This window comes from Flavobacterium eburneipallidum (assembly GCF_027111355.2).
In the GTDB taxonomy this organism is placed as follows: domain Bacteria; phylum Bacteroidota; class Bacteroidia; order Flavobacteriales; family Flavobacteriaceae; genus Flavobacterium; species Flavobacterium eburneipallidum.
On record NZ_CP114291.2, the window covers coordinates 3,780,834 to 3,806,274 of the forward strand.

General features: G+C 35.3%; 23 protein-coding genes and 1 riboswitch. Of the genes, 2 read left to right on the forward strand and 21 right to left on the reverse strand.

Annotated features, from left to right (window positions below; translation table 11 throughout):
* The first annotated feature begins 44 nt into the window (after window positions 1-44).
* A complete protein-coding gene (gldA, locus tag OZP15_RS15975; protein WP_269226423.1) occupies window positions 45-944 on the forward strand; it encodes a gliding motility-associated ABC transporter ATP-binding subunit GldA in 900 nt (299 codons plus the stop codon).
* Between the two features lie 97 nt (window positions 945-1,041).
* Here the strand turns inward: gldA and metF are convergent, their stop codons facing one another.
* From metF to OZP15_RS16050, 15 genes are all read right to left on the reverse strand, one after another.
* Window positions 1,042-1,995, reverse strand: a complete 954-nt coding sequence (gene metF, locus OZP15_RS15980; RefSeq protein ID WP_269226424.1) for a methylenetetrahydrofolate reductase [NAD(P)H] — start codon at window positions 1,993-1,995, stop codon at window positions 1,042-1,044.
* A gap of 85 nt (window positions 1,996-2,080) precedes the next feature.
* Window positions 2,081-4,762, reverse strand: a complete 2,682-nt coding sequence (gene metH, locus OZP15_RS15985) for a methionine synthase (RefSeq protein ID WP_281336620.1) — start codon at window positions 4,760-4,762, stop codon at window positions 2,081-2,083.
* A gap of 77 nt (window positions 4,763-4,839) precedes the next feature.
* On the reverse strand, window positions 4,840-5,064 hold the full coding sequence (locus OZP15_RS15990; RefSeq protein ID WP_269226425.1) for a PDDEXK nuclease domain-containing protein: 225 nt from the start codon (window positions 5,062-5,064) through the stop codon (window positions 4,840-4,842).
* Entirely contained in the window at window positions 5,036-6,067 is a 1,032-nt protein-coding gene (locus tag OZP15_RS15995; protein ID WP_269226426.1) for a PDDEXK nuclease domain-containing protein, read from the reverse strand. Before OZP15_RS15995 ends, OZP15_RS15990 begins: the two co-directional genes overlap by 29 nt.
* A 185-nt stretch (window positions 6,068-6,252) precedes the next feature.
* Window positions 6,253-7,065 (reverse strand): BRO family protein, encoded by an 813-nt coding sequence (locus tag OZP15_RS16000; RefSeq protein ID WP_269226427.1) that lies wholly within the window; start codon window positions 7,063-7,065, stop codon window positions 6,253-6,255.
* 245 nt (window positions 7,066-7,310) lie between these two features.
* Window positions 7,311-7,751 (reverse strand): hypothetical protein, encoded by a 441-nt coding sequence (locus tag OZP15_RS16005; RefSeq protein ID WP_281336621.1) that lies wholly within the window; start codon window positions 7,749-7,751, stop codon window positions 7,311-7,313.
* A 61-nt stretch (window positions 7,752-7,812) separates the two neighbouring features.
* Window positions 7,813-8,814: a homocysteine S-methyltransferase family protein gene (locus OZP15_RS16010; protein ID WP_269226429.1), complete on the reverse strand. Its 1,002-nt coding sequence runs from the start codon at window positions 8,812-8,814 to the stop codon at window positions 7,813-7,815.
* A gap of 404 nt (window positions 8,815-9,218) precedes the next feature.
* Complete coding sequence (locus tag OZP15_RS16015) at window positions 9,219-10,271, reverse strand: NAD(P)/FAD-dependent oxidoreductase (RefSeq protein WP_281336622.1); 1,053 nt, start codon at window positions 10,269-10,271, stop codon at window positions 9,219-9,221.
* Window positions 10,272-10,427: 156 nt separating this feature from the next.
* Window positions 10,428-11,009 (reverse strand): precorrin-2 dehydrogenase/sirohydrochlorin ferrochelatase family protein, encoded by a 582-nt coding sequence (locus OZP15_RS16020; RefSeq protein ID WP_281336623.1) that lies wholly within the window; start codon window positions 11,007-11,009, stop codon window positions 10,428-10,430.
* Window positions 11,009-11,785 (reverse strand): uroporphyrinogen-III C-methyltransferase, encoded by a 777-nt coding sequence (gene cobA / locus OZP15_RS16025; protein ID WP_281336624.1) that lies wholly within the window; start codon window positions 11,783-11,785, stop codon window positions 11,009-11,011. The genes OZP15_RS16020 and cobA overlap by 1 nt, the downstream gene beginning before the upstream one ends.
* Window positions 11,778-13,868, reverse strand: coding sequence for a HEPN domain-containing protein (locus OZP15_RS16030; protein ID WP_281336625.1), 2,091 nt, complete (start codon window positions 13,866-13,868; stop codon window positions 11,778-11,780). Before OZP15_RS16030 ends, cobA begins: the two co-directional genes overlap by 8 nt.
* Before the next feature lie 131 nt (window positions 13,869-13,999).
* Window positions 14,000-15,244 carry a sulfate adenylyltransferase subunit 1 gene (locus OZP15_RS16035; RefSeq protein ID WP_281336626.1) on the reverse strand — a complete coding sequence of 415 codons (1,245 nt, stop codon included), beginning with the start codon at window positions 15,242-15,244 and terminating at the stop codon, window positions 14,000-14,002.
* A 103-nt stretch (window positions 15,245-15,347) separates the two neighbouring features.
* Window positions 15,348-16,247, reverse strand: coding sequence for a sulfate adenylyltransferase subunit CysD (gene cysD, locus OZP15_RS16040; protein ID WP_269226430.1), 900 nt, complete (start codon window positions 16,245-16,247; stop codon window positions 15,348-15,350).
* A gap of 128 nt (window positions 16,248-16,375) precedes the next feature.
* On the reverse strand, window positions 16,376-17,077 hold the full coding sequence (locus OZP15_RS16045; protein ID WP_269226431.1) for a phosphoadenylyl-sulfate reductase: 702 nt from the start codon (window positions 17,075-17,077) through the stop codon (window positions 16,376-16,378).
* 60 nt (window positions 17,078-17,137) lie between these two features.
* Window positions 17,138-18,040, reverse strand: coding sequence for a sulfite exporter TauE/SafE family protein (locus OZP15_RS16050; RefSeq protein ID WP_281336627.1), 903 nt, complete (start codon window positions 18,038-18,040; stop codon window positions 17,138-17,140).
* A 340-nt stretch (window positions 18,041-18,380) separates the two neighbouring features.
* Here OZP15_RS16050 and OZP15_RS16055 point away from each other — a divergent pair, with 340 nt between their 5' ends.
* On the forward strand, window positions 18,381-19,169 hold the full coding sequence (locus OZP15_RS16055) for a sulfite exporter TauE/SafE family protein (RefSeq protein ID WP_281336628.1): 789 nt from the start codon (window positions 18,381-18,383) through the stop codon (window positions 19,167-19,169).
* 2 nt (window positions 19,170-19,171) lie between these two features.
* Here OZP15_RS16055 and OZP15_RS16060 read toward each other — a convergent pair whose 3' ends face one another.
* The 6 genes from OZP15_RS16060 to OZP15_RS16085 all read right to left on the reverse strand — a co-directional run bounded on the left by OZP15_RS16060 (window position 19,172) and on the right by OZP15_RS16085 (window position 25,372).
* On the reverse strand, window positions 19,172-19,582 hold the full coding sequence (locus tag OZP15_RS16060) for an RrF2 family transcriptional regulator (protein ID WP_281336629.1): 411 nt from the start codon (window positions 19,580-19,582) through the stop codon (window positions 19,172-19,174).
* A 70-nt stretch (window positions 19,583-19,652) separates the two neighbouring features.
* Window positions 19,653-20,825, reverse strand: a complete 1,173-nt coding sequence (locus tag OZP15_RS16065) for a trans-sulfuration enzyme family protein (RefSeq protein ID WP_281336630.1) — start codon at window positions 20,823-20,825, stop codon at window positions 19,653-19,655.
* Between the two features lie 113 nt (window positions 20,826-20,938).
* Entirely contained in the window at window positions 20,939-21,373 is a 435-nt protein-coding gene (locus tag OZP15_RS16070) for an OsmC family protein (protein WP_281336631.1), read from the reverse strand.
* A gap of 56 nt (window positions 21,374-21,429) precedes the next feature.
* Entirely contained in the window at window positions 21,430-23,841 is a 2,412-nt protein-coding gene (thrA, locus tag OZP15_RS16075; protein ID WP_269226434.1) for a bifunctional aspartate kinase/homoserine dehydrogenase I, read from the reverse strand.
* Between the two features lie 20 nt (window positions 23,842-23,861).
* Window positions 23,862-24,824, reverse strand: a complete 963-nt coding sequence (locus tag OZP15_RS16080; RefSeq protein WP_281336632.1) for an alpha/beta fold hydrolase — start codon at window positions 24,822-24,824, stop codon at window positions 23,862-23,864.
* Between the two features lie 75 nt (window positions 24,825-24,899).
* Window positions 24,900-25,003, reverse strand: a riboswitch (SAM riboswitch).
* A 165-nt stretch (window positions 25,004-25,168) separates the two neighbouring features.
* A complete protein-coding gene (locus OZP15_RS16085) occupies window positions 25,169-25,372 on the reverse strand; it encodes a hypothetical protein (protein WP_269226436.1) in 204 nt (67 codons plus the stop codon).
* Window positions 25,373-25,441 lie beyond the last annotated feature (69 nt).

Here is a 25,441-nt window from a genome sequence, read left to right on the forward strand (position 1 = left end):
TTCAATGTTTTTTCTATTTACTTTTGTTGCAAACAAAGTATGTTATGTCAATAGAAGTAAACCATATATCAAAAAGTTACGGAACTCAAAAAGCATTGAATAATGTTTCATTTTCTATCAAAAAAGGAGAAATCGTTGGTTTTCTTGGGCCAAATGGTGCAGGAAAATCGACTTTGATGAAAATATTGACGACCTATATTGCATCCGATGAAGGAACTGCTGCCGTGAATGGATTTGAAGTAAATTCACAAACCAAAGAAGTCCAACAATCTATTGGCTATTTACCCGAACACAATCCGTTGTATTTGGATTTGTACGTGAGAGAATATTTAGCTTTCAATGCCGATGTATATAAAGTAGCCAAATCCCGAATCGAAGAAGTAATTCAATTGACGGGTTTATCGAATGAAAGCCACAAGAAAATAAGCCAATTGTCTAAAGGATATCGCCAGCGTGTAGGACTTGCGAATGCCTTATTACATAATCCTGACGTTTTAATTTTGGACGAACCAACAACAGGTTTAGATCCAAATCAATTAGTAGAAATCAGAAACGTAATTAAAAACGTAGGGAAAGATAAAACCGTTTTCCTTTCGACACATATTATGCAAGAAGTAGAAGCGATTTGCGACAGAGTAATTATCATCAATAACGGAGAAATTGTTGCCGACAAAAAACTGGATAATTTAATTTCAACAGAAGCAACACAACAAATTATTGAAGTAGAATTTGACCTTTCAGTTGAAGAAGAATTGATTGCCAAAATCGAAAACCTGACTTCTTATAAAAACACACAGGACAACATTTGGGAATTGACTTTCAATGCCGATAAAGATATGCGTCCAGCAGTTTTTGATTTTGCGAATGCCAATGGATTGAAAACTTTACAACTCAACCAAAAAAATAAAAATCTGGAAACGGTTTTTAGGGAAATGACTAAATAGTTGGCAGTGGTCAGATTTTAGTAATCAGTTTATCAAATAAAAAAAAGCATCGTTTACAATATAAACGATGCTTTTTTTATAAATGAAGGATATCAAACTAAAAAACCCGACTTGCTATTTGATGAATATTATCTGATTTTCCCATTGAATAATAATGTACACAAGGCACACCAAATTCAATTAATTCTTTGGATTGCTGAATAGCAAATTCTACTCCTATTTGACGAACTGTCGCATTGTCTTTGGCTTGCTCGATTGAATGAATCAAATCTTGTGGCATATCCAACCAAAAAACTTGTGGCAACAATTGCAAATGACGTTTTACCGCAACTGGTTTAATTCCCGGGATAATTGGTACATTAATTCCAATAGCACGAGCCGCTTCAACAAACTTGAAATAACGTTGATTATCAAAAAACATTTGAGTTACGATGTAATCAGCTCCTGCATCTACTTTTTCTTTTAGTCTTTTCAAATCGGCTTCCAAGCTTGGTGCTTCGATATGTTTTTCAGGATAACCCGCCACACCAACGCAAAAATCCGGTGCGTTTTGCATTGGTAAAGTGTCGTGCAAAAATTGTCCTGCATTCATCGCCTTGATTTGTCTTACCAAATCTACTGCATAATGATTTCCTCCTTTGGTAGGTTCAAAATATTTTTCGCCTTTCATTGGATCGCCACGAAGAGCTACCAAATTATCGATTCCTAAATACTGACAATCTACCAATAAATATTCAGTTTCTTCTTTAGTGAATCCACCACATAAAACGTGAGGAATAGCATCTACACCATATTTGTGTTGGATAGAAGCACAAATCCCAACAGTTCCCGGACGCATACGTGTAATACGACGATCAAAAAGCCCGTCTTTTTCGATGTACACATATTCTTCTCTCGAAGTTGTTACATCTATAAATGGCGGTTTAAACTCCATCAACGGATCTATATTTTCATATAAATCTTTGATGTTAGTTCCTTTTTGTGGTGGTACAATTTCAAAAGAGAACAACGGTTTTCCTTTTGCGTCTTCTATATGCTGTGTTACTTTCATTTGTTTTATTTGTTTAAAAGTTTAAAAGTTTAAAAGTTTAAGGTCCTCTTGAACAACTTTAAACTTTTAAACCTTAAACCTTTTTTTAATCTGCTATATTAGGATTCAACCATTTCATTGCCATATCGTTTGAAATACTTCTTCTTTTGGCGTAATCAATTACCTGGTCTTCTTTTATTTTTCCGAGTCCGAAATACTTGCTTTCCGGATTTCCAAAGTAATAACCCGAAACCGAAGAAGCTGGCCACATTGCCATACTTTCGGTCAAAGTTACTCCGATTTCTTTTTCTACATTCAGTAATTTCCAAATGGTTGGTTTTTCTAAATGGTCGGGACAAGCCGGATAACCAGGTGCCGGACGAATTCCTTTGTATTCTTCGGCAATCATTTCCTCGGTACTGATGTTTTCATCTGATGAATAGCCCCAAATTTCTTTACGAATTTTTTCGTGTAAATATTCCGCGAAGGCTTCTGCAAAACGATCTGCCAAAGCTTTGACCATAATCGAATTGTAATCGTCCAAATCCTTTTCGAATTCGGCTGCCCATTCGTCAACACCAAAACCGGTGGTTACACAAAAAGCACCCATATAATCGACCACTCCATTATCTTTTGGCGCAATAAAATCGGCTAAAGCGATATTTGGAGCTCCTTTTGTTTTTTGAGATTGCTGACGTAAAGTCAAGAATGTCTGTAATGGTTTTCCGTTTTCGTCTGTCAACTCAATATCATCATCGTTGATTTGATTCGCAGGAAAAATTCCATAAATTCCTTTAGCTTGCAGTTTCTTTTCTTTCAAAATCACTTTCAACATTTCCTGCGCATCAGCAAAAACAGAAGTTGCTTGTTCACCAACCACTTCATCCGTTAGGATCGCTGGATACTTTCCAAATAATTCCCAAGTTCTAAAAAACGGAGTCCAGTCGATATAAGGAACCAAAATTTCCAAATCTACTTCGATAACTTGTTCGCCAATTACATTTGGTTTTACTGGAGTAAAATTCGCCCAATCCAATTGTAATTTATTTTTACGAGCATCTTCAATGCTCAAGAAATTCTTGTCTCGTGAGCGATTCAAAAAAGTTTCTCTAAACGCATCGTATTCTGCTCGAATATCGGCTGTGTATTTTTCTCTATTATCGTCCAATAAATTTCCTGCTACCGTAACTGCTCTCGAAGCATCATTTACGTGAATTACAGTTTCTCTGTATTGTGGGGCAATTTTCACGGCAGTATGCGCACGAGAAGTCGTTGCTCCACCAATCATTACCGGAATTTTCATTCCACGTTTGTCTAATTCTTTAGCGAGATACACCATTTCATCCAAAGACGGCGTGATTAATCCGCTTAGACCAATAATATCTACATCGTGTTCAATAGCTGCTGCAATAATTTTTTCAGGAGGAACCATTACCCCAAGGTCAATAATCTCGTAATTGTTACAAGCCAAAACCACCGAAACAATATTTTTTCCAATATCGTGAACGTCACCTTTTACGGTTGCCATCAATATTTTTCCGTTTCCTTCTTTGTCGCCCACTTGCTTTGCCGCTTCGATAAATGGCAACAAATAAGCCACGGCTTTTTTCATTACCCTTGCCGATTTTACCACTTGCGGCAAAAACATTTTTCCTGAACCAAACAAATCTCCAACGACATTCATTCCCGTCATCAGGTTGATTTCGATTACTTCGATTGGTTTTGTAGCTGCTAATCTCGCTTCTTCCACATCAATTTCTATAAAAGCGTCGACTCCTTTTACCAAAGAGTGCGTGATTCTTTCCTGAACCGTTCCCAAACGCCATTCCTGAATTTCTTTTTCCGTGCTTTTTGGACCACCTTTTACATTCTCGGCAAAATCCAACAAACGTTCCGTGGCATCATCACGTCTATCCAAAATTACATCTTCAACGTGTTCTAATAAATCTTTTGGAATTTCATCATAAATAGAAAGCATCTCCGGGTTTACAATTCCCATCGTCATTCCGTTTTTAATGGCGTGATACAAGAAAACCGAGTGCATTGCTTCACGAACGGTATCATTTCCTCTAAACGAAAACGAAACGTTACTCACCCCACCGCTTATGTGTGCGTGAGGTAAATTTTCGCGAACCCATTTGGTTCCTCTAAAGAAATCCAAAGCATTCAGGCGGTGTTCTTCCATTCCTGTTGCTACCGGAAATATATTCAAATCAAAAATAATATCCTGCGGTGGAAAGCCCACTTTATTTACTAAAATATCATACGAACGCTGACAAATTTCTACTCTACGATCAAAATTATCCGCTTGTCCTACTTCGTCAAAAGCCATAATAATAGCTGCTGCTCCGTAGCGTTTAATCAATTGGGCGTGGTGAATAAATTGCTCTTCACCTTCTTTCAAAGAAATTGAGTTTACCACACTTTTCCCCTGAACGACTTTCAAACCAGCTTCAATAATATGCCATTTCGAACTGTCAATCATAATGGGCACACGAGCAATATCCGGTTCGGCAGCAATCAGATTCAGGAATTTTACCATTGCATATTCGCCATCCAACATTCCTTCATCCATATTAATATCGATGATTTGCGCGCCTCCTTCTACCTGCTCTTTGGCAATACTTAATGCTTCATCGTATTTTTCTTCCTTGATTAATCGAAGAAATTTTCTCGAACCTGTAACATTGGTTCTTTCCCCAACGTTCACAAATACGCTGTCCGGTGTAATGATTAAAGGTTCTAATCCCGATAAAACCAAATTTCTTCTTGCTTCTACTTCTGCCATTTTTTTATTTTTTATTTAACAACGAAATAAATTCCATTGCTACAATATGTATCGTCCCAAGGAACTCTTGTATTTATTTATAACAATCCTTTCAACGCTTCCGTATCTGGCAGAATATTTTTATAAGCTTCTGGCAAATCATTGTACGTTTTATAAGTTACCACTCCCATTGGTTTTGAGGTATCTCTAAAGGCAAATTCAACTATTTTATTATTTTTTTCTTTGCAAAGAATAATTCCAATAGACGGATTTTCGTGTGGTTGTTTAACCATTTCATCCAATGCTGAAAGATACAAATTCATTTTTCCCCACATATTCTGCTTTGAATTTACCTTTTTTCAATTCGATAGCTACCAAACTTTGAATTTTTCTGTTAAAAAACAGCAAATCTATAAAATACTCTTCGTCTTCAATAAGCAATCGGTGTTGATTTCCGATGAAACTAAATTCAGAACCCAAAGCCATTATAAATTTTTTGATATTCTGCACAATTGCATTTTCCAAAACACGTTCATTTGGCTCTTCATCGGCATCTTCAATATTTATAAAATCCAAAAGCATTTCGTCTTTAAAAGCCATTAACGCTTTTTGTCGAAAACTATTTTCAGACAAAGTGGTTTGAAAATTATGCGCTAATTTACCTTGTCGTTGGTACAAATCCGATTTTAAATGGTGTTTTAGAGTTGTGTTATTCCAAAATTCAGTTGCTGTTCTTTGGATATAAAAAATACGTTCTTCTATGCTTTCGGTGTTATTTAATATTGCAATATGATGCCTAAAACCATTCTTTAGAAAAAGACCTAAAAACTCATTTTGTAATTCGTCAGTTGCCAACTGACGAATTAGAGAGTCACCATTCAATTCATCAGTTGGCAACTGATGAATTAGAGAACCATCATTAAAATCGCCAATTGGCGACTGGCGATTTGCGTTTTTCAATTCGGCAGACGGTATCTGCCGATTTAACTCTTCTTCCGAAAAATAAAAAAGAGGTGCTTTTTCATCAATCAAAAAAGGTTGCATAAACTCCCATTCTTCATAGAAAATACGCATATTTCTAATATTCGTAGCCGAAAAACCTCTCAATCCGTGAAGCTCTTGTTGCAACAAACTCGAAATACTATCAATAGCTCCTTTACCCCAATTTTTGTTTCGACTATGAAACGATACATATTGACCTATTCCAAAATACAACTTGAGTAATTCCTTATTGGCAAGCGCAGCAGCTTCGTAACGACTTCGTAAAATCGCCGTTTTTATTTGCTGAACCGCCTGTAAATAATTATTAACTCCTTGTATTTGCATATTTTTTAATTTTCAACGGATTAAATTCCGTTGCTATATAGCTTTTATTTTGCTAATTCCAATATTAATTGTTGCGACACTGTCGCAATAATTTGCTCGTCGAAGGTTTCGACAACTTTTACCATCCTCGTTAAAGCAAAAAAAGTTGTTTTCTGCACTAAATTTAAAATATCCACTTATTGAATTTATTCCAAAAGTTTTTTGGCACTTATTGGACTAACTATTTTTTTTCCAGTTTTCTCTTCAATTTCTTTGCGTGTATTTCCTGCAATCGTACCACCTTGTTTGGCAATAGTTTTGTTTTGCTGAAAAGTTACTGGCTTTTTCTCTTTACTTATTTCGGTTGTTGTAGCTTCGGCTAGCATATTTAGAACCAATTCTAAATTGGTCATATTATCCCGAAGATTTTCCTTTTTCAACTCTTTTAAATTCTTGTATTCTTTAACCGAAAGTCCACTCCAAGCCTTTATAATTTCATCCGTCAATATCGCAAACTCCTGTCCTTTTTTTACTCCTCGTATTTCCCATTCGTCCGTAAGGTCTTTACGGACTTCTATACTTTTTAATCTTTGATTCACCCATTCTTTCGAATATCCTTTTTTGAGATAGGTTTCCATCAATCGGTCGATTCCTATTTCGGGATCGGCTATTTCGTCTAATCTTTCGCTTCCTACTTTGGCTAACCAAAGCTTGAAAGGCTCTGCGTTTGGCGATGGCACGGATTGGATTAATCTGAAAACAGCTGTTGTTTTTCCTGCCAACGTTTTCCGACTTTTGCCATTAGACAACATACTTACCTGGGGACAATTTGTCCCTAGGTAGCTTCCTAATTCAGGATCTCGCTTTCTAATTTTTTTTAAATAATCTGTTGGATTTACAGAATCTGTCAAAACAGCAACCACATCTACAATAGAAAAATACCATTGTTCTTCCTCCTCATTCCATACAGAACGAACTTGCTTTTGCTCGAATAGTTTTACTGCGGTTTCTTTGGTCATTGTTTTTGCTTTATTATTTTCAAACGGCTACAAATCGTAGCCGTTTTATTTTCTTATAAATTTCAGTTGGTTACGAATTGTAACTAACTGTTTAAAAAAAAGTAACAAACTCATTTTGTAATTCGTCAGTTGGCAACTGGCGAATTACATTTTCATTTTTTATATAATTTTCAACGGATTAAATTCCGTTGCTATAAAATGTATCTTTCCTACGGAACTTGCTTATTCTTAAACAAAAATAAAAATCATTTCCACTTTGACTTTTCTATATATTTACACGTTACACCACCATCATAAATATAATATTTGACTTTGGCAAAACCTGCTTTGACAAGTGTTATCGAATCTGGTTTTAATTCTTTATCTAGAATAATATAATTTGCACTAGGATTATTCAAATCATATTTTACTTTGTAAAACTTATTTACCAATTCTTTATTTGAACTTGAAGTTTTTCCTAAAAATCTTTTACCTGAATAGAAGTAATATTTCAAATAACTGTTCTTATTTGATCTTTTAATTTTTGTAGCGAATCCAATAGCTTCTCCTTTAAAAGTTTTTCTGTATTCAGAATATTCATTAGCATCTTTATTTATAAAATAAACAAACATAATTACTACTGTAAAAAAAATAATTCTTCCTAGCCAATTAGTTTTATTTGCTACTACTTTGTTTTCTTCTATCATTTTTACTTTCTAATGCCAAAATCAATAATATTGATAACTTTCAATTCCAAATTATTTCGTTTTACATCACCGCTGTCGAAACCCTAGGTTTATAATCTTTTGCAATATCAGCAATTAACTTTATGTGTCCAGGAGTTGTTCCGCAACAACCTCCAATGATGTTGATTAAATTATCTTCTAAATATTCCTTAATCAAAGCTTGTGTTTGTTCCGGTGTTTCGTCGTACTCTCCAAAAGCATTTGGCAATCCTGCATTCGGATGCGCCGAAATATTGAACGAAGTGTTATGCGATAAAGTCTGTAAATACGGTTTTAACAAATCGGCACCCAAAGCACAATTGAAACCTACGCTCAATAACGGAATATGTGAAACCGAAATCAGGAAAGCTTCTACGGTTTGTCCTGAAAGTGTTCTTCCTGAAGCATCGGTAATGGTTCCTGAAACCATAATTGGAATATCAATATTACGTTCTTCTTTTACTTGTTCGATAGCGAAAAGTGCTGCTTTGGCATTCAGCGTATCAAAAATAGTTTCTACCAAAAGTAAATCGCAACCTCCGTCCATTAAAGCTTCCACTTGTTGTTTGTAAGCAATGCGCAAATCATCAAAAGTTACGGCTCTGTAACCCGGATCATTCACATCAGGCGACATACTTGCGGTACGGTTTGTTGGACCAATTGAACCGGCTACAAAACGAGGTTTTTCAGGATTTTTGGCTGTAAACTCATCAGCTACTTCACGGGCAATTTTTGCCGATTCGTAGTTCAATTCATATACATAATCTTCCAAATGGTAATCCGCCATTCCGATTGTTGTTCCTGAAAACGTATTGGTTTCCACAATATCGGCTCCTGCTTCGAAATACAAAGCGTGGACTTCTTTGATGGCTTTGGGTTGTGTCAACGACAATAAGTCATTGTTCCCTTTGAGCGGATGCGGAAAGTCCTTGAATTGTTCTCCTCGGAAATCTTCTTCAGAAAAATTATAGCGTTGCAACATCGTTCCCATGGCTCCATCGAGTACGAGAATTCGTTTTTTTATTTCTTCTTGAATGTTTGGCATAACTTATTTTTGTTTTTTCAACCGCAAAGTCACAAGGACGCAAAGGTTTTTTATTTTGCTTCCTACAAGGTCTTTTTCAGACCTTGTAGGTATTGTTTTTATTTTACACCTACAAGGTCCTAAAAAGACCTTGCAGGAGGAATTGACTTTCATAATAATTTCCAAAAATCACCATTGTCGGCTGTTTAGCCCCGATTGCAGCGGCATCTTTTTGTGGCGGTGTTCGCCACAAAAAATATAGCGGAAAGCGGGAACCCAACTTGGCTGATAAATCCTAATCTTTCGCTCCTTCTTTCGACTACGCTCAAGATTGATTTTGCAATTATTTTGGAACTGCAAAGTAAAGCAATAGCCTTACCACTTGCAAGTGATAAGGCTATTTTGATATGATTGTAAATTGTATTTTAGTTTATCGCTTTCACGACTGCTTTTGGCGCTTCTTTACGAGTTCCGTCGAATCCGTCAACTCCTGAAACGGTAGTGTATTTCAACACATATTTCTTTCCTGGATTAACGATTTGGTAAGCCGCCTGACACATTAATGTCGCTTCGTGGAATCCACAAAGAATCAACTTCAATTTTCCTGGATAGGTATTGATATCTCCGATGGCGAAAATACCTGGAATGTTCGTTTGGTAATCCAAAGCGTTATTTACTTTGATGGCGTTTTTCTCGATTTCTAATCCCCAGTCTCCGATTGGTCCTAATTTTGGAGTCAATCCGAAAAGTGGAATAAAGAAATCGGTTTCGATTTTACGGTGCGCTCCATTTTCATCAATATCAATTGATTCTACGTGCTCTGCTCCGTTGATTCCTACTACTTCAGCTGGTGTAATCATGTGGATTTTACCCGCATCTTTTAATTCCTGTACTTTTTCTACAGAATCCAAAGCGCCACGGAATTCGTTTCTTCTGTGAATCAAAGTTACTTCAGAAGCTACATCTGCCAAGAAAATACTCCAGTCCAATGCAGAATCTCCACCTCCAGCGATTACCACACGTTTGTTTCTGAAATCTTCTGGGTTTTTGATAAAGTATTTCACTCCTTTATCTTCGTAGAATTCAATATCTTCAATCAATGGTTTACGAGGTTCAAAACTTCCTAAACCACCTGCAATAGCAATTACTTTTGCGTGAAATTCAGTTCCTTCGTTGGAAGTTACAATAAAGGTTCCGTCTTCTTGTTTTACGATAGTTTCAGCACGCTCTCCCAAGGTAAATCCTGGTTCGAATTGTTTAATTTGTTCCATCAAATTATTTACCAAATCTCCTGCTAACACTTCTGGAAATCCTGGAATATCATAGATTGGTTTCTTTGGATATAACTCGGATAATTGCCCTCCTGGTTGTGGCAACGCATCAAGAATATGGCATTTTAATTTTAATAATCCTGCTTCAAAAACGGTAAATAAACCAGTTGGTCCGGCTCCTATTATAAGGATATCTGTTTCTATCATTTTATTTTATTTATAATCATTCTTAATAATTGCAAAGAAACGAATAATTTAATTTGTTTTCAATGCTTTTCTTTTTAATTTTCCTCACCCCCAGCCCCTCTCCAAAGGAGAGGGGAGCCGAGATGAATAAATTTATATATTCTGAAACTGCAGTCTTTATTCTTTGTTCTTAAGTGCTTCGGTGATTTCGTTCATACGTTGCACTTTTTCTTCGAAATTTCCTTTGAGTGTTTTTCTGTATTCATTCAGATTTTCGACCATTTTATTGACGTCTTCCGGAATTACTTCTTCGAAAAATTCTCTTAACCTTTTGGCTGTTGTTGGTGATTTTCCATTGGTTGAAATGGCAATTTTCACATTTCCTTTGGTTACAATTCCTCCCAAATAATAATCACACAAATCGGGTGTATCGGCAATGTTGCAAATCAAATAACGCTTACGGGATAAATCGTAAACTCTTTTATTGACTTTTAAATCATCGGTGCAAGCGATAACCATATGTCGTTTTTTCAACATTTTTTTCTTGAACTTCGATTTGGTCAGCTTAACCGAAGGATGATTCTCGGCTAATGTTACCAATTCGGGCAAGAACTTTGTCGCCACTACCTCAACATTGGCATTGGGACTGGATTTCAACATAAATGACAATTTTTCCAAACCTACATTTCCACCGCCTACAATAAGTACTTTGAGGTTGTGTAGTTTTAAAAAAACCGGATATAATTCGTTTCTTTCCATTATAATTTAATTTCAGCAGTTACAAATTCTTCGTAAAAGCCTTTTAACTGACTGCTTTCTTTGACTACATCTCCAATTACAATAATGGCTGGCGAACTTAATTTGTTTTCAGCTACTATTTCCTGAATCGTATCAATGGTTCCTACACCTATTTTTTCTTTGGGTGTAGTTCCGTTTTGAATAATCGCAACGGGAAGTTCTCCTTTGGAGGCTTTTTTAAACAAACTTACTATTTGTGCTAGTTTACTCATTCCCATCAAAATCACCACTGTCGCTGATGATTGGGCTGCCAAAGCCACATCTGCAGATAATTCTCTGTCAGAAGTTGTTCCTGTGATTACCCAAAAACTTTCTGAAATCCCTCTTTTTGTAATTGAAATTCCCTGATTCGCAGGAACTGCTACTACAGATGAAATTCCGGGCACAACAAAAGTCGGAATTCCGAAACTATGTGCGTATTCTATTTCTTCACTCCCTCGTCCAAAAATGAAAGGATCTCCTCCTTTTAGCCGAACCACATTTCCATACGTCAGCGCATTGTCAACAATCAACTGATTGATTTGGTCTTGTGTGTAAGCGTGATTCCCAATCTGTTTTCCAACAAAAATGCGGATGGCATTTTGGGGAGCAAAATTCAATATTTCTTCATTAGCCAAAGCATCATACAAAACCACGTTCGCTTCGGCTAGTGCTTTTGCGCCTTTCAGCGTAAGCAAATCCGGATCTCCGGGACCTGCACCAACTAAAGTTACTTTGGGTTTTATAGTATTAAGCATCAGCTAAATCTTTTGCTCTATACGTTTCAATTTTATCAAAAAAGTTAATTCCTTCTTGAATATATGTTTTAGCGAAAGCTTCAGAAGGCTCATTTTTATTGATTTGGTAAACCAATTCAGCAAAAGTAGAATCCAATTGAATTTTATTCGTTGCAACAAAAACTTTATCAAATAAATCTACAATTCCAGCGTGCGTATTTGTTTTTTCGTTCTCCGATAATAATAAAGCTTTCGCTCCATTTACAAATCCTGCATACGCCTGATAAATAGCATCTGACCATTTTCCTTCTGCGAAAGATTCTTGTGCAACAGTCAATTTATCTTTTGCTTCAAATAATAAAGTAGCCACTAAATCAATTACTACACCGGCACATTCTCCAACTCCAACTGCTTTCACATAGTTATCGGCATTACCCCAATCTACAAAATCAGCATCGGTTAAATTCGTTACATCTGCTAATGGTTTCAAAAATTCGTAGAAATATTTCTCACCTTTAGCATCATAATAATTCAGGAATGATTGTCCGTTTCCGTTCGCATCAAAATCATTTAAGATAAAACGCAAAGCATCAGGTCCTCTTCTACTTGGAATTTTGATTACTTTATCAGAAAAACGTCCTTCACCATTTCCTAATCTTCCTCCTCCTAATAAAACCTGTAACGCCGGAGCTACTAATTTCCCTGCATTGATTGACATTCCCTGGAAACCAATCGCTGACATATTGTGTTGTCCGCAAGCATTCATACAACCACTGATTTTGATTTCAATTTCAGTGTTGTTGCTGTATTGTGGGTATTCTGTTTTGATTACTCTTTCTAATTCTTCGGCAATTCCTGTACTGCTTGCAATTCCTAAATTACAAGTATCAGTTCCCGGACAAGCCGTGATATCTCCAACAGTATCATATCCTAAACTAACCATTTCTAATTTGGCTAATTCCTGGTAAAAGAAAGGTAAATTTTCTTCTTTGATGTTACGGATAACGATGTTTTGTCTTAATGAAAAACGCAATTCGTTAGCACCATAATTTTTAATCAAATCCGCTAATAATCTTGCTTTGTCAGTGTAGAAATCTCCTAAAAGTACTTTTACACCAATTGCTACATATCCTGCTTGTTTTTGTGCAATTACATTTGATTTTTTCCATGCTTCAAAAGCTTCAACGTCATCAATTGTTACTGATGGCACCGCTAATAAAGGTTCTGTAATTGGTCCTTCAAATGCAGTTGTATCTATTTCGTAAGAGTGAAAAGGCAATGCTTTTTTCTCTTCATCTACTAAACGTAAAAATTCCTCACGACCCAAGTCTTTGATTAAGAATTTCATACGTGCTTTCAAACGTTTTGCTCTTTCTCCGTGACGGTCAAAAACTCTGATTATACCTTCCGCAGTTGGGATAATTTGGTTTACCGGTACAAATTCTGAAAGCAATTCAGCGTGACTTGGCTGTGAACCCAAACCTCCTGCAAACATTATTTTGAATCCTTTTTCGCCATTAACAATTTTTGGAATAAATCCTAAATCGTGTAAATAACTCAAAGCAGTATCTTTATCTGATGATGAGAATGATATTTTGAACTTACGTCCCATTTCCTGACAAATTGGGTTACGCAATAAATATTGGAACAAACCGTGAGCATAAGGTGTCACATCAAAAGGTTCGTCAACATCTACACCGGCTAATTCACTTCCTGTAATATTACGAACTGTGTTTCCACAAGCTTCACGCAATGTAATATCATCTTTGGCTAAATCTGCCCAAAGTTCAGGTGTTCTGTCCAAACTCACATAATGAATTTGAATATCCTGACGAGTTGTAATGTGCAAACGTCCTGTAGAATATTTATCCGATACTTCCGTAATTCTTCTCAATTGCTCGCTGGTTACTTTTCCGTAAGGCAATTTAATACGAATCATTTGTACTCCTTCCTGACGTTGACCGTAAATTCCACGCGCTAAACGAAGACTACGAAAACGCTCATCATCAATTTGTCCGTTACGGAAAGAAAAAATCTTTTTCTCTAAATCGATAATCTCTTTTTGTACAATCGGGTTTTCTATTTCTGTTCTAAAACTTTCCATACTCTCTTGGTTTTCCTTCCCCATAGTCTCTTCTAAAATAAGAGAAACCAAAACCGGGGATGTTATATTTTATTTACTCAATTCTAATTTTCTAGTTTATTCCTTCCATTCAGAGAAGGCATAGTTCGAAATTATTTTATAAATCCAACTCCTGCTGTAGTGTTGGTTGTAGCATCAATTAAGATGAAAGCTCCATTCGATTTGTTATCGTTGTAAGCATCAAAATAAATGGCTTTGCTCAATTTGATAGTTACTTCTCCAATTTCATTAATTGATAATTGAGAAGCTTCTTTTGTTCCTGTATAATCTGTAGCGATTACATTTTTCACACCGTCAATTTTTGCCAAAACTCTATTCGAATTGTGCTGTACAAAATATTTTGCACCGGCTACTAATTTTTTGCTGTCCATCCAACAAACAGTTGTTGTGATGTCTTTCTCCACTTTAGGAAGTTCACTTGATTTTACAATCATATCCCCTCTTGTTACATTGATATCATTTTCTAATTCCAATGTGATAGAAGAACCTGCTGTAGCTTCGTCAAATTGCTGATCGAAAAAGTGAATGTTAGTCACTTTTGATTCTGTTAAAGAAGGAAGAACCGTTACAGCATCTCCAACTTTGATATTGTTCCCGTATAATTTTCCGGCATATCCTCTAAAATCGTGGTATTCTTCCGTTTTTGGACGAATTACTGTTTGAACTGGAAAACGAGCCTGTCCATTATCATAAACATCTTTTGACTCTAAACCTTCTAAATGTTGTAGAATAGTTTGACCAGTATACCAAGGCATTTTTCCTAATGTTTCTACCACATTATCACCTGTCAAAGCACTCAACGGAATGTAACTTACGTTTTGTTCTTTGTAAGCACTTTTTTCATTTAATGCCTGAAAATCAGCTTTGATTTTATTGAAAACTTCTTCTGAATAATCAACTAAATCCATTTTATTAATTGCAACAATCACATCTTTTACTCTCAATAAATTATTGATAAAAAAGTGACGGTAGGTTTGCTCAATAACTCCTTTACGGGCATCAATCAAAATGATAGATACTTGTGAAGTCGAAGCTCCTGTAACCATATTACGAGTGTATTCTACGTGACCTGGGGTATCGGCAATAATGTAACTTTTTTTCGCAGTCGAAAAGTAAATATGCGCTACGTCAATTGTAATTCCTTGTTCTCTTTCAGCAACCAAACCATCTGTAGCCAAAGAAAAATCAAGATAATCGTATCCTTTTTGCTTACTGCTTTTTTCTATTGCTTCTAATTTGTCTGTAGTCAATGACTGTGTATCGTATAATAATCTTCCGATTAATGTACTTTTTCCATCATCTACACTTCCTGCTGTTGCTATTTTTAAAACTTCCATTCTACTATTTTTGTTTCAGGTTTAAAGTTTCAGGTTTTCTCTCGAAACTTATAATCTGTATGTTTTTTGACTTTTAATTTTTAATTCCTAATTTTTAATTGGCTTAAAAATACCCTTGTTGTTTTCTTTTTTCCATTGCAGCTTCCGAACGTTTGTCATCAATTCTGGCTCCTCTTTCTGAAATAGTAGAAGAACGAATTTCGCCAACTACTTCGGTAATTGTTCCTGCATAAGAATCTACTGCAGCAGTACAACTCATATCCCCAACGGTTCTAAAACGAACCACTCTTTCTTCTGTTGGCTCATCTTCCTCTTGAAAAACAAAAGGAGAATGTGACCAAATCATACCATCTCTTAAGAATACTTTACGTTTGTGTGAGAAATAAATCGATGGAATTTCGATTTGCTCTTGTTCGATATAACTCCAAACATCTAATTCTGTCCAGTTTGAAATTGGGAAAACACGAACGTTTTGGCCATTTTCGATTTTTCCGTTCAATAAATCAAATAATTCCGGGCGTTGATTTTTCTCATCCCATTGACCGAAATCATCACGAACAGAGAAAATACGTTCTTTAGCTCTTGCTTTTTCTTCATCACGACGTGCTCCACCGATACAAGCATCAAATTTGAACTCATCAATTGCATCCAAAAGTGTGGTTGTTTGCAAACTATTTCTACTTGAATATTTTCCAGATTCTTCTACTACTTTTCCAGAATCGATAGCATCCTGTACATTACGAACAATTAATTCCAAACCTAATTCAGCTACTAATTTGTCTCTGAATTCGATAGTTTCAGGAAAGTTGTGTCCTGTATCAACGTGCAATAATGGAAAAGGAATTTTTGCTGGAAAAAATGCTTTTTGTGCCAAACGCACCAATGTTATTGAATCTTTTCCTCCAGAGAAAAGCAACACAGGCTTGTCAAATTGAGAAATCACTTCTCTAAAAATGTAAATCGCTTCGCTTTCTAAAGCATTTGTTTTTAATACTGAACTCATTTTTATTTGTTTAAAAAAGTTTAAAAGTTTAAAAGTTTAAGGTTTGTTACCTCAACTAAAATCTCATAAACTATGTATATTTATTCTATTATCTTTATTCTGTTTTCTGAAATCTGCGTTCTGAAATCTTATTTTTGGTGTAAACCGCATTCTTTATGGCTGGATTCCCAAGACCATCTTCCTGCTCTAATATCTTCGCCAGGAGCAATTGCTCTGGTACAAGGCGCACAACCTATACTAACAAATCCTTGTTTGTGTAAAGCATTTTGTGGCACATTATTTTCATCAATGTATTTTTGAACATCTTCTAAAGTCCATTTCAACAGAGGATTGAATTTGATGATGTCAAAATTAGCATCGTATTCAAAGAAAGGCAAGTCGTTTCTATTCTCTGATTGTTCGGCTCTTAAACCTGTAATCCAAATAGCATTTCCTTTCAAAGCTTTGGTCAAAGGTGCTACTTTACGAATAAAACAACATTCTTTTCTATTCTCAACCGATTCGTAAAAGCTGTTTGGTCCTTTTTGTTTTAGTAAATTTTCAACAGAAGCAGCTTCTGGAAAATAAACTTCAATTGGTTTTTTGTACTTCTTTAATGTTTTATGAAAAACATCATAGGTCTCCTGAAACAATCTACCTGTATCCAAAGTAAAAATGGTAATTGGCAAATCGTTTTTTGCAATCAAAGCAGTAATTACCTGATCTTCCTGTCCGAAAGATGTCGAAAAAACTACTTTATCTTTGTATTCATTAGCCAAAAACGCCAAAGTTTCTTCAATCGAAAAACCAGCTGTTTTTTCTAATAAAGTATTTACTATTGTTGCACTCATTTTTTTGTTCCTTTTTAACTAACCCTTATATAATTAAGACGAAAGTGTTTCTTTATTATTTTATAAAAACTTCCACAAAGTTTTTAAACTCAATAAAATTATTAATACCCCAACAACAACCATCATTGGTTTTCTTTGAATTTTATTCACCAAATAAGCACCAAGAGGAGCAGCAATAACACCTCCTAATATTAATCCAATAATCACTTGCCAGCCATTTATACCTCCAAAAAGCATAAAAGTGATTCCACTAGCAAACGAAACTACAAATTCAGCTGCATTTACAGAGCCAATAGTATAACGCGGATTCCTTCCACGCCCCAATAATGTTGACGTTACGATAGGTCCCCATCCACCTCCACCGATAGAATCCATAAAGCCGCCAAAGGTAGCAAGAAATCCTAGTTTTTTTGTCTTCTTTTTTGTGATATTTTTTCGTAATGCTTTTATGATAATAACAACCGCTAAAATCATCAAATAAATGGCAATAAATGGCTTTATGGTATCGCCATCAATCACATCAGCCAACAAATAAGCGCCCGTTATAGAACCAATTGCACCTGGAATCAAAAGATTTTTTAATAATTTTTTATTGATATTACCAAATTTGTGGTGTGAAATCGCCGAAGCTCCAGTAGTAAACATTTCAGCAACGTGTACTCCTGTACTGCTTATTGCTGGAGAAATTCCGTAGGCTAATAAGAAAGAACTAGAGGTTGCTCCATACCCCATTCCTAATGTTCCATCTACTAATTGTGCAAAAACACCAATAGCAAAAAAGACTAGTAATTCCTGATTAAAACCTCCAACAAATCCATCCCAAGTAAATTCACTGTAATGATTATAAACCAATGTAGATAATAAGCCTACCAACAAAACAACTGGAATAATTATCCACAATCGTTCTTTAAAACTCACTTCTACTTTTGAAGTATTATTATCATTATTCAAAGTTGTATCCATATTTATTAGTTTTATTTACAAATCTATTACCCTATCGGTTTACTAGATTACTTTGCAAAAGTACTACTTATTTCTAAATAGAAAAATATTTTTTGATTTTTTTATGATTGAAAACATTCTAAAAGCACCCCAAATTCAGCTCTTTAGCCCCGACAGGAGGGAAAACGTTGTGAGCCGGTGTTCGGCTCGCAACGGTTGGAAGGATGGCGGGAACGATATTTGCCGAAAATGCCTGATGTTTCGCTCCAAAATAATCTTTTTAAAAATATATTTCTTAAAGTCTATCGGATTTATAGTATTTTAAAAAAATAATTTTATTTTTGCCAAAAAAAATTTAGAAATGGACTTTCAAATAGGTTTAGTTATTGCGGGTATTGTTGTGGGTTTTATCGTTGGAATGACTGGTGTTGGTGGTGGATCTTTGATGACACCTATTTTATTGTATTTTGGAATTCCACCTACAAAGGCTGTTGGAACTGATTTGCTATATGCAGCCTTTACTAAAATGGGCGGTGTTTATGTGCATAATAAGAAAAAAAATATCAACTGGACAATTACAGGTTGGCTTTCTTTAGGTAGTGTTCCTGCTGCTTTGCTGACTTTGTGGATTCTGGATATCTATAAAACAGATGTCACAGCAATAAATAAGGTTATAAAATACAGTTTAGGCTGGGCGTTATTGTTTACTTCGGTGGCGATTGTTTTTAAGACAAAATTGTTGGTTCTTTCGCAAAAACACGCTGGCGATAAGTTTCATAAAGAGAGTGTGACTCAAAACGTATTAACTGTTGGTATTGGGGTTCTATTGGGAGCTACAGTTACTCTAACTTCAATTGGTGCGGGTGCTTTGGGTACGGTTACTTTATTTTTCTTGTATCCGCTTTTGCCTACTCCAAGATTGGTTGGTACCGAGATTGCTCATGCTGTTCCTTTGACACTTGTAGCGGGAATTGGTCACGCTTCGATGGGAAATTTAGATTTAGCATTATTAGCCCAATTGCTTATGGGATCACTTCCTGGTATTTATCTTGGGAGTATATTGAGCGGTAAAGTTCCCGATTTATTACTTCGAAATGCTATTGCAATTATGCTATTTTTCGTGGGATACAAATTAGTTTTTGCTTCTTAAAATTAAAAAACGATATCAGCGAGGGTATTGTTTTCCAATATCATTAAAGTATTGTCACGAACTTCCATCATTAGCTTACGAACAGCACAAATAGTTTCGTCAGTACAATCATCGCAAGGTTCGTAGAAATTATGACTGGCGCAAGGCAACAAGGCAATTGGTCCTTCGAGAATCCGATAGACTTTTGCCATATTAATGTCTTTGGGCTCTTTGATAAGATAGTAGCCACCGCCTTTTCCTTTTTTGGCTCCTAAAAAACCGGAATGGCGCAAGAGCAATAAAATACTTTCTAAAAACTTAATCGAAATTTTCTCGCTTTTTGCAATTTCAGCAATCTGCACAGGAGTTTGATCTTCTCGGCGAGCCAAAAAGGTCAAAGCTTTAATTCCGTATTTAGTTTTTTTTGAGAGCATTTTGATTTTTGATGGTGTTTAAAAAACTTTGTCAAAGTTTAAAACTTTGACAAAGCTAATAATCTAATAATTAAGATAATGCCTGCTCTAAATCAGCAATAACATCTTTTACGGTTTCCAATCCTACTGAAACACGTACTAAACCTTCTGTAATTCCAACCGCTAATTTTTCTTCAACAGACAATTTGCTGTGTGTGGTAGAAGCTGGATGCGTCACAATAGTTTTTGCATCCCCAATATTTGCCGAAAGGGAACATAATTTTATTTTGTCCAAAAATTTTCTTCCGCCTTCTAATCCGCCTTTAATTTCAAAAGCAATAATATTACCTCCTAAAAGCATTTGTTTTTTGGCTACTTCATATTTAGGATGCGATTTCAAGAAAGGATATTTCACACTATTTACATTCGGATGGCTTTCTAAAAATTCAGCAACTTTTAAGGCGTTTTCACAATGTCTGTCCACACGAATGGCTAAAGTCTCTAAACTTTTCGACAAAACCCACGCATTAAACGGTGATAAAGCTGGCCCTGTATTTCTTGAGAATAAATAAATTTGACGTATTAAATCTGCTTGCCCCACAGCAACTCCGCCTAAAACACGTCCTTGTCCGTCCATCAATTTAGTCGCCGAATGTACTACTATATGAGCACCATACTTTATAGGCTGTTGAATATATGGTGTTACAAAACAGTTATCAATTATCAGAATTAAGTTGTGTTTTTTGGCAATCTGACCCAATAATTCCAAATCAACCACATCTACTCCAGGGTTAGTCGGCGTTTCTGCATATAAGATTTTGGTATTCGGTTTGATAAAACTCTCAATTGTTTCCGGCTTATTAATATCGAAATACGTAGTCTCAATATTCCACTTTGGAAAATAAGTCATAAACAACGCGTGAGTCGAACCAAACACGCTTCCAGCAGACACAATATGATCACCTGAACTTAACAAAGCGGCAAACGTAGAATAAATCGCCGCCATTCCTGTAGCAAAAGCATAACCTGCCTCCGCACCTTCCATAGCGCAAACTTTATCTACAAACTCGGTTGTGTTTGGGTTGCTAAAACGGCTATAAATATTACGTATTTTTTCTTCTGTAAAAGAAGCTCTCATATCCTCTGCATCATCAAATACAAAACTGGATGACAAATACAAAGGTGTTGAATGCTCCTGAAATTGTGATTTCTCTAAATGGTTGCGTATCGCTTCGGTTTCAAAACCAAATTCTTGTTCGTTCATTTTTTTATTTTTTTAAACACGAATTCCACAAATTTGCACGAATTCATATTGTTTTAAATTTCACTAACTAAACAATTTATTTAATCAGTATCTATATTTATTTGAAGTTTAAATTAGATTTTCGCTAATTCTACTCCGTTCAAAACTACTTTATAATGTATTGTTGCTGTTGGCTCTACAGTTTTAGAAACCGAGCAATATTTATCGAAAGATAATTGTGCCGCTTTTGCCGCTTTGTCTTCTTTAATGTTTCCTTCCAATAAAAAAACCACGTAAATATCTTTGAAAGGTTTTGCTTCGCCCACTTGCACACGCTCGCCTTCTACTTCTGCTTTGAAAGAAGTGATTTCCTGACGCTGTTTTTTTAGAATCGAAATCATATCAATTCCACTGCATCCTGCAACACCCATCAATACTAATTCCATTGGACTTGGCCCCATATCATTACCTCCAAAATCAGGACGTGCATCTACATTTACTATATGTCCACGTTCGTTTTTTAATTCGAAGTGGAAGTTTTCGTTTACTCTGTTTAGTGTTATTTTCATTCTTTTTCTTTTTTAAATCTGAAATCAAAAATCGTTAATCTGCAATCTTAAATCAATTATCCTTTCTCCGACAATCTCAAAATATCTCCAAAAACACCTCTCGCTGTAACTGCCGATCCTGCTCCAGCTCCTTGAATCACAATTGGTCGGTCTCCGTAGGATTCGGTGTAAATTTCAAAGAAAGAATCAGAACCTTTTAATCCGCCCAAGGCTGTATCCGAAGGTACAGAAACTAATTTCACTTCCAAATTTCCTTTGTCATTTTGCAAATCGCCTGACAATTCGCCAATGTATCTCAACACGTGATTTGGTTCTTGCTCTTCTTTTATTTTAGTATAAATTGGATCGAATTCTTTTAATTTATTCAAGAAATCAGTAACATTTCCTTCACGCAAATGTTCTGGAATCAGGTTTTGAATATGGATTTCTTCGAATTCATTTTGCAAATCCAATTCTCTAGCCAAAATTAACAATTTTCTACCAACATCGTTTCCGCATAAATCTTCTCTCGGATCCGGTTCTGTATAACCGTTATCGATAGCTTCTTTCAGAATTTCGCTGAATGGAACATCTTTAGCAGAGAAATTATTGAATAAATAACTCAAAGTTCCGGAGAAAACTCCTTTTATTTTAGTAATGTTTTCACCTGAAAGATGCAATAATTTTATGGTATCAATCAATGGTAATCCTGCTCCAACATTGGTTTCGTACAAATAATTCTTTTGGTTTTCCGCCAATACTTTTCGCAAGTCTTTGTAAAACTTATAACTCAAAGTATTCGCTACTTTATTAGAAGAAATCAAATCGAAACCATTTTCTGCCAATTTGGTATAATTCTCTACAAATACAGCACTTGCTGAATTATCCACAGCAATCAAATTCTCCAAATGATTTTCATTGGCGAAAGCAATAACATCATCAATTGTATAAGAGAAACCATTGGTCTGGATTTCGTTTTTCCAATTGGGAGATACGCCATTTTTATTCAAAAGCAAATTCTTGGAATTCGCAATCGCAAAAACATTCAGTTTGATGTCTTTCCTTTTTTCGATAGCTGGAGCCGATTCTAAAATTTGATTGATCAAAGTTCCGCCTACCAATCCGTGACCGAAAATAGCAATATTGATTTTCTTGGAAACTCCAAAAATCTCACCGTGAATTACGTTCAAGGCTTTGTGTAATTCTGATTTTTTTACTACCAAACTCACATTTTTACCCGTAACCGTATTATTGAAAAGAATGGGAACAATTTTATTTTTAATCAAGGCCGTGTAGGGTTTGTGGAAAGTACTCAAATCCTGACCAATAATCGAAATCACCGAAACATTATCGGTTACCGAAATTTTGTTCACGTCTTTGGAATAAAAATCATTTTCGAATTCTTTCTCCAATTCTACCATCGCTTTTGTGGCGTCATTGGCATTTACAACCAAGCCAATTCCACGTTCAGACGAACCCTGAGAAATGATGCTTACGCTAATATCATTGTCACCCATTACTCTAAAAATACGAGCATCAACACCCGTTTTTCCTAGTAATCCTCTTCCTTCCAGGTTTACCAATGACACATTTTCTAAAACCGAAAGCGTTTTAATTCCTTCTTTGTTTGATTTTGAAGTAATTAATGTTCCTTGATTATCATCATTGAAAGTGTTTAGAATTCGTAACGGAATATTTTTTTCCAACAAAGGAATAATCGTTTTGGCGTGCAAAATAGTCGCTCCAAAATTCGCTATTTCGTTGGCTTCATTAAACGACAAACGATCAATTTTCTTCGCATCTGGAACTAATTCAGGGTTTGCAGTATAAATTCCGTCAACGTGTGTATAATTTTGAAGTTCTTCTGCTTCAAGATAATTCGCAAACAACGAAGCCGTGTAATTGCTACCGTTTCTTCCTAAAGTTGTGGTGTCGTTATTATTATTCGACCCAATAAAACCGGTAATAATATTTACAGTATCGTTATTTTCTTTGAAATAATTGATCACGTTTTTCTTGGAAGCTTGTTCCAATGGCTGTGCATCTCCAAATTTAGAATCCGTTTTTATCAACGCTCTTGAATCAGTCAGATTAGCACTTATTCCTTTTTGGTTCAAAATAGCAGTCAGCAATTTTGCCGAAAGCAATTCGCCCTGCGATAAAATCTGGTCTTTAATTTTGTTGCTGTAATCGCCAATTAGGCTTACACCTTCAAAAAGTTTGTCTAAAACTTCAAATTCAACTGATAAATCGATGTCCTTGTATTCACCATTTTGTTCTTTCTTGAAATTTTCTAATGGCGTTTTATAATCTTTATTTTTAGCTGCGATTGCCAAAATATCTTCTAATTCATCAGTCGCATTTCCACGTGCAGAAACGACAACAGCTATTTGTTCGCCTTGATTGACTTTGCTTTCGATTATCGAAATTACTTTGTTTAATCCTTTGCCATTGGATAAAGATTTACCCCCAAATTTTAATATTTTCATCTGTTCTGTATCTATAATGCTTAAAAAATATCCTTAAGCAAATTATCTAATTGTTTGTATTCTATCAAAAACGCATCGTGTCCGTGGATTGATTTTATCTCACCGTAAGAAACATTTTTATTTAGTTTTTTTAATTCTTCGAAAGTTTCTCTGTTCTCATTTGCAGTAAAAAACAAATCAGAATCAATTCCAATGATATGAATATTGGCTTCCACTTTAGCAATAATTTCATCGAATGAACTTCTGTTTCTGGTAATATCAATCGACTTTAACAATTGATTCATCATTTTATAAGCCGAAAGCTGAAAACGCTTCTGCAATTTGGCACCGTGATGATTCAGCCAGCTTTCTACATTAAAAATTGCCAGTTCTTCATTGGTTGTACGCTGAAACTTCACTTTGAACGATTCTGGTGTTCTATAGCACAACATCGCGTGAATTCTCGCATCTTCAATTGGTTTACGGGAATTTTTCAATATTTGTTCCTGTAAATAGCAATTCGCTATCAGCCAATCTGTCGATTTCCAATCGGTAGCAATCGGAATTAAATGTTGGGTGATTTTTGGTTCTAATGCCACCATTTCCCAAGCAATTCCTCCGCCTACTGAACCTCCAATAATAGCGTATAATTGTTCAATTTTCAACTCTTTGATTCCTTCCAGAAAAAGTTTGGCAATATCTCTTGAATTGAAATCCAAGTAATTTTCTATCAAAACATCGTCATAACCATTTCCAGGAACGTTGAATGCTAAAACAGTATATTTAGTAATATCAATAGTTTTATTTTCGCCAATTAGACTGTTCCACCAGCCAGTTTCGCCAACCACTTGTGAATTTCCAGTCAAAGCGTGATTTACCAAAACAATTGGAGCTGTATTTAATGCTGGTCCAAAAACTTGAAAACTCAAATTGATGGATGCGCAAAATGCGCCACTTTCGGTGGTAATATTTTGTAATGTAATAGATGTTGGTTTATTTTCCAATATTCAAATCTTTTGATAATTTTTGATTTGCGTTTGGAATATTAGAAAGAAAACTAGAAGAGACCTAGAATCTTGTTGTTATCTTTTCCCTAAATGGGATAGAATGTAGCACCTTCTTCGTTGGCAAAGGGTTGCTAAGCTTTCATCGGGTCTATTCCCTCGAGCTTTCTTTATAACATTTCAATACGTTTGTGAACTTAAAGGTGCAAATTAACCACATTTTTTTCAAAAAACCAAATTTTAGGCTATTGGGTTTTTATTTAAAAATTAAAATAGCATCGGACAGATCCTATAAAAGACTCTGCCCATGCTTGTTTTAAATTCACTTTTGAATCTAATCTTCATTAAATAAAAAGCGTTTCATTTTCTTCGGCATACAATAAGCTCAACAAAGAAGCTGTTGCTTTTCCTGAAGTTGGAGTTCTTTTCAAATTGAATCCAAATCTCTTGTTGGTTAATTCTAAATTATCTCCTGTGTTTGTGTTGGTTTTTGCGTTTGTTCCTCTCAAAGACCTAAATGTGTTTGTTATATATTTTAGCGTTTTCATACTATCTGTATTTTTAAATGTTCTACTTTTTTTACAACCTTTTGAATTTTCAATTGGTCTTTTTTTAAA

Coding starts and splice junctions, on each gene's coding strand:
- gldA (WP_269226423.1), top strand. CDS start 45: ATGTCAATAGAAGTAAACCATATATCAAAAAGTTACGGAACTCAAAAA.
- metF (WP_269226424.1), bottom strand. CDS start 1,995: ATGAAAGTAACACAGCATATAGAAGACGCAAAAGGAAAACCGTTGTTC.
- metH (WP_281336620.1), bottom strand. CDS start 4,762: ATGGCAGAAGTAGAAGCAAGAAGAAATTTGGTTTTATCGGGATTAGAA.
- OZP15_RS15990 (WP_269226425.1), bottom strand. CDS start 5,064: ATGAATTTGTATCTTTCAGCATTGGATGAAATGGTTAAACAACCACAC.
- OZP15_RS15995 (WP_269226426.1), bottom strand. CDS start 6,067: ATGCAAATACAAGGAGTTAATAATTATTTACAGGCGGTTCAGCAAATA.
- OZP15_RS16000 (WP_269226427.1), bottom strand. CDS start 7,065: ATGACCAAAGAAACCGCAGTAAAACTATTCGAGCAAAAGCAAGTTCGT.
- OZP15_RS16005 (WP_281336621.1), bottom strand. CDS start 7,751: ATGATAGAAGAAAACAAAGTAGTAGCAAATAAAACTAATTGGCTAGGA.
- OZP15_RS16010 (WP_269226429.1), bottom strand. CDS start 8,814: ATGCCAAACATTCAAGAAGAAATAAAAAAACGAATTCTCGTACTCGAT.
- OZP15_RS16015 (WP_281336622.1), bottom strand. CDS start 10,271: ATGATAGAAACAGATATCCTTATAATAGGAGCCGGACCAACTGGTTTA.
- OZP15_RS16020 (WP_281336623.1), bottom strand. CDS start 11,009: ATGGAAAGAAACGAATTATATCCGGTTTTTTTAAAACTACACAACCTC.
- cobA (WP_281336624.1), bottom strand. CDS start 11,785: ATGCTTAATACTATAAAACCCAAAGTAACTTTAGTTGGTGCAGGTCCC.
- OZP15_RS16030 (WP_281336625.1), bottom strand. CDS start 13,868: ATGGAAAGTTTTAGAACAGAAATAGAAAACCCGATTGTACAAAAAGAG.
- OZP15_RS16035 (WP_281336626.1), bottom strand. CDS start 15,244: ATGGAAGTTTTAAAAATAGCAACAGCAGGAAGTGTAGATGATGGAAAA.
- cysD (WP_269226430.1), bottom strand. CDS start 16,247: ATGAGTTCAGTATTAAAAACAAATGCTTTAGAAAGCGAAGCGATTTAC.
- OZP15_RS16045 (WP_269226431.1), bottom strand. CDS start 17,077: ATGAGTGCAACAATAGTAAATACTTTATTAGAAAAAACAGCTGGTTTT.
- OZP15_RS16050 (WP_281336627.1), bottom strand. CDS start 18,040: ATGGATACAACTTTGAATAATGATAATAATACTTCAAAAGTAGAAGTG.
- OZP15_RS16055 (WP_281336628.1), top strand. CDS start 18,381: ATGGACTTTCAAATAGGTTTAGTTATTGCGGGTATTGTTGTGGGTTTT.
- OZP15_RS16060 (WP_281336629.1), bottom strand. CDS start 19,582: ATGCTCTCAAAAAAAACTAAATACGGAATTAAAGCTTTGACCTTTTTG.
- OZP15_RS16065 (WP_281336630.1), bottom strand. CDS start 20,825: ATGAACGAACAAGAATTTGGTTTTGAAACCGAAGCGATACGCAACCAT.
- OZP15_RS16070 (WP_281336631.1), bottom strand. CDS start 21,373: ATGAAAATAACACTAAACAGAGTAAACGAAAACTTCCACTTCGAATTA.
- thrA (WP_269226434.1), bottom strand. CDS start 23,841: ATGAAAATATTAAAATTTGGGGGTAAATCTTTATCCAATGGCAAAGGA.
- OZP15_RS16085 (WP_269226436.1), bottom strand. CDS start 25,372: ATGAAAACGCTAAAATATATAACAAACACATTTAGGTCTTTGAGAGGA.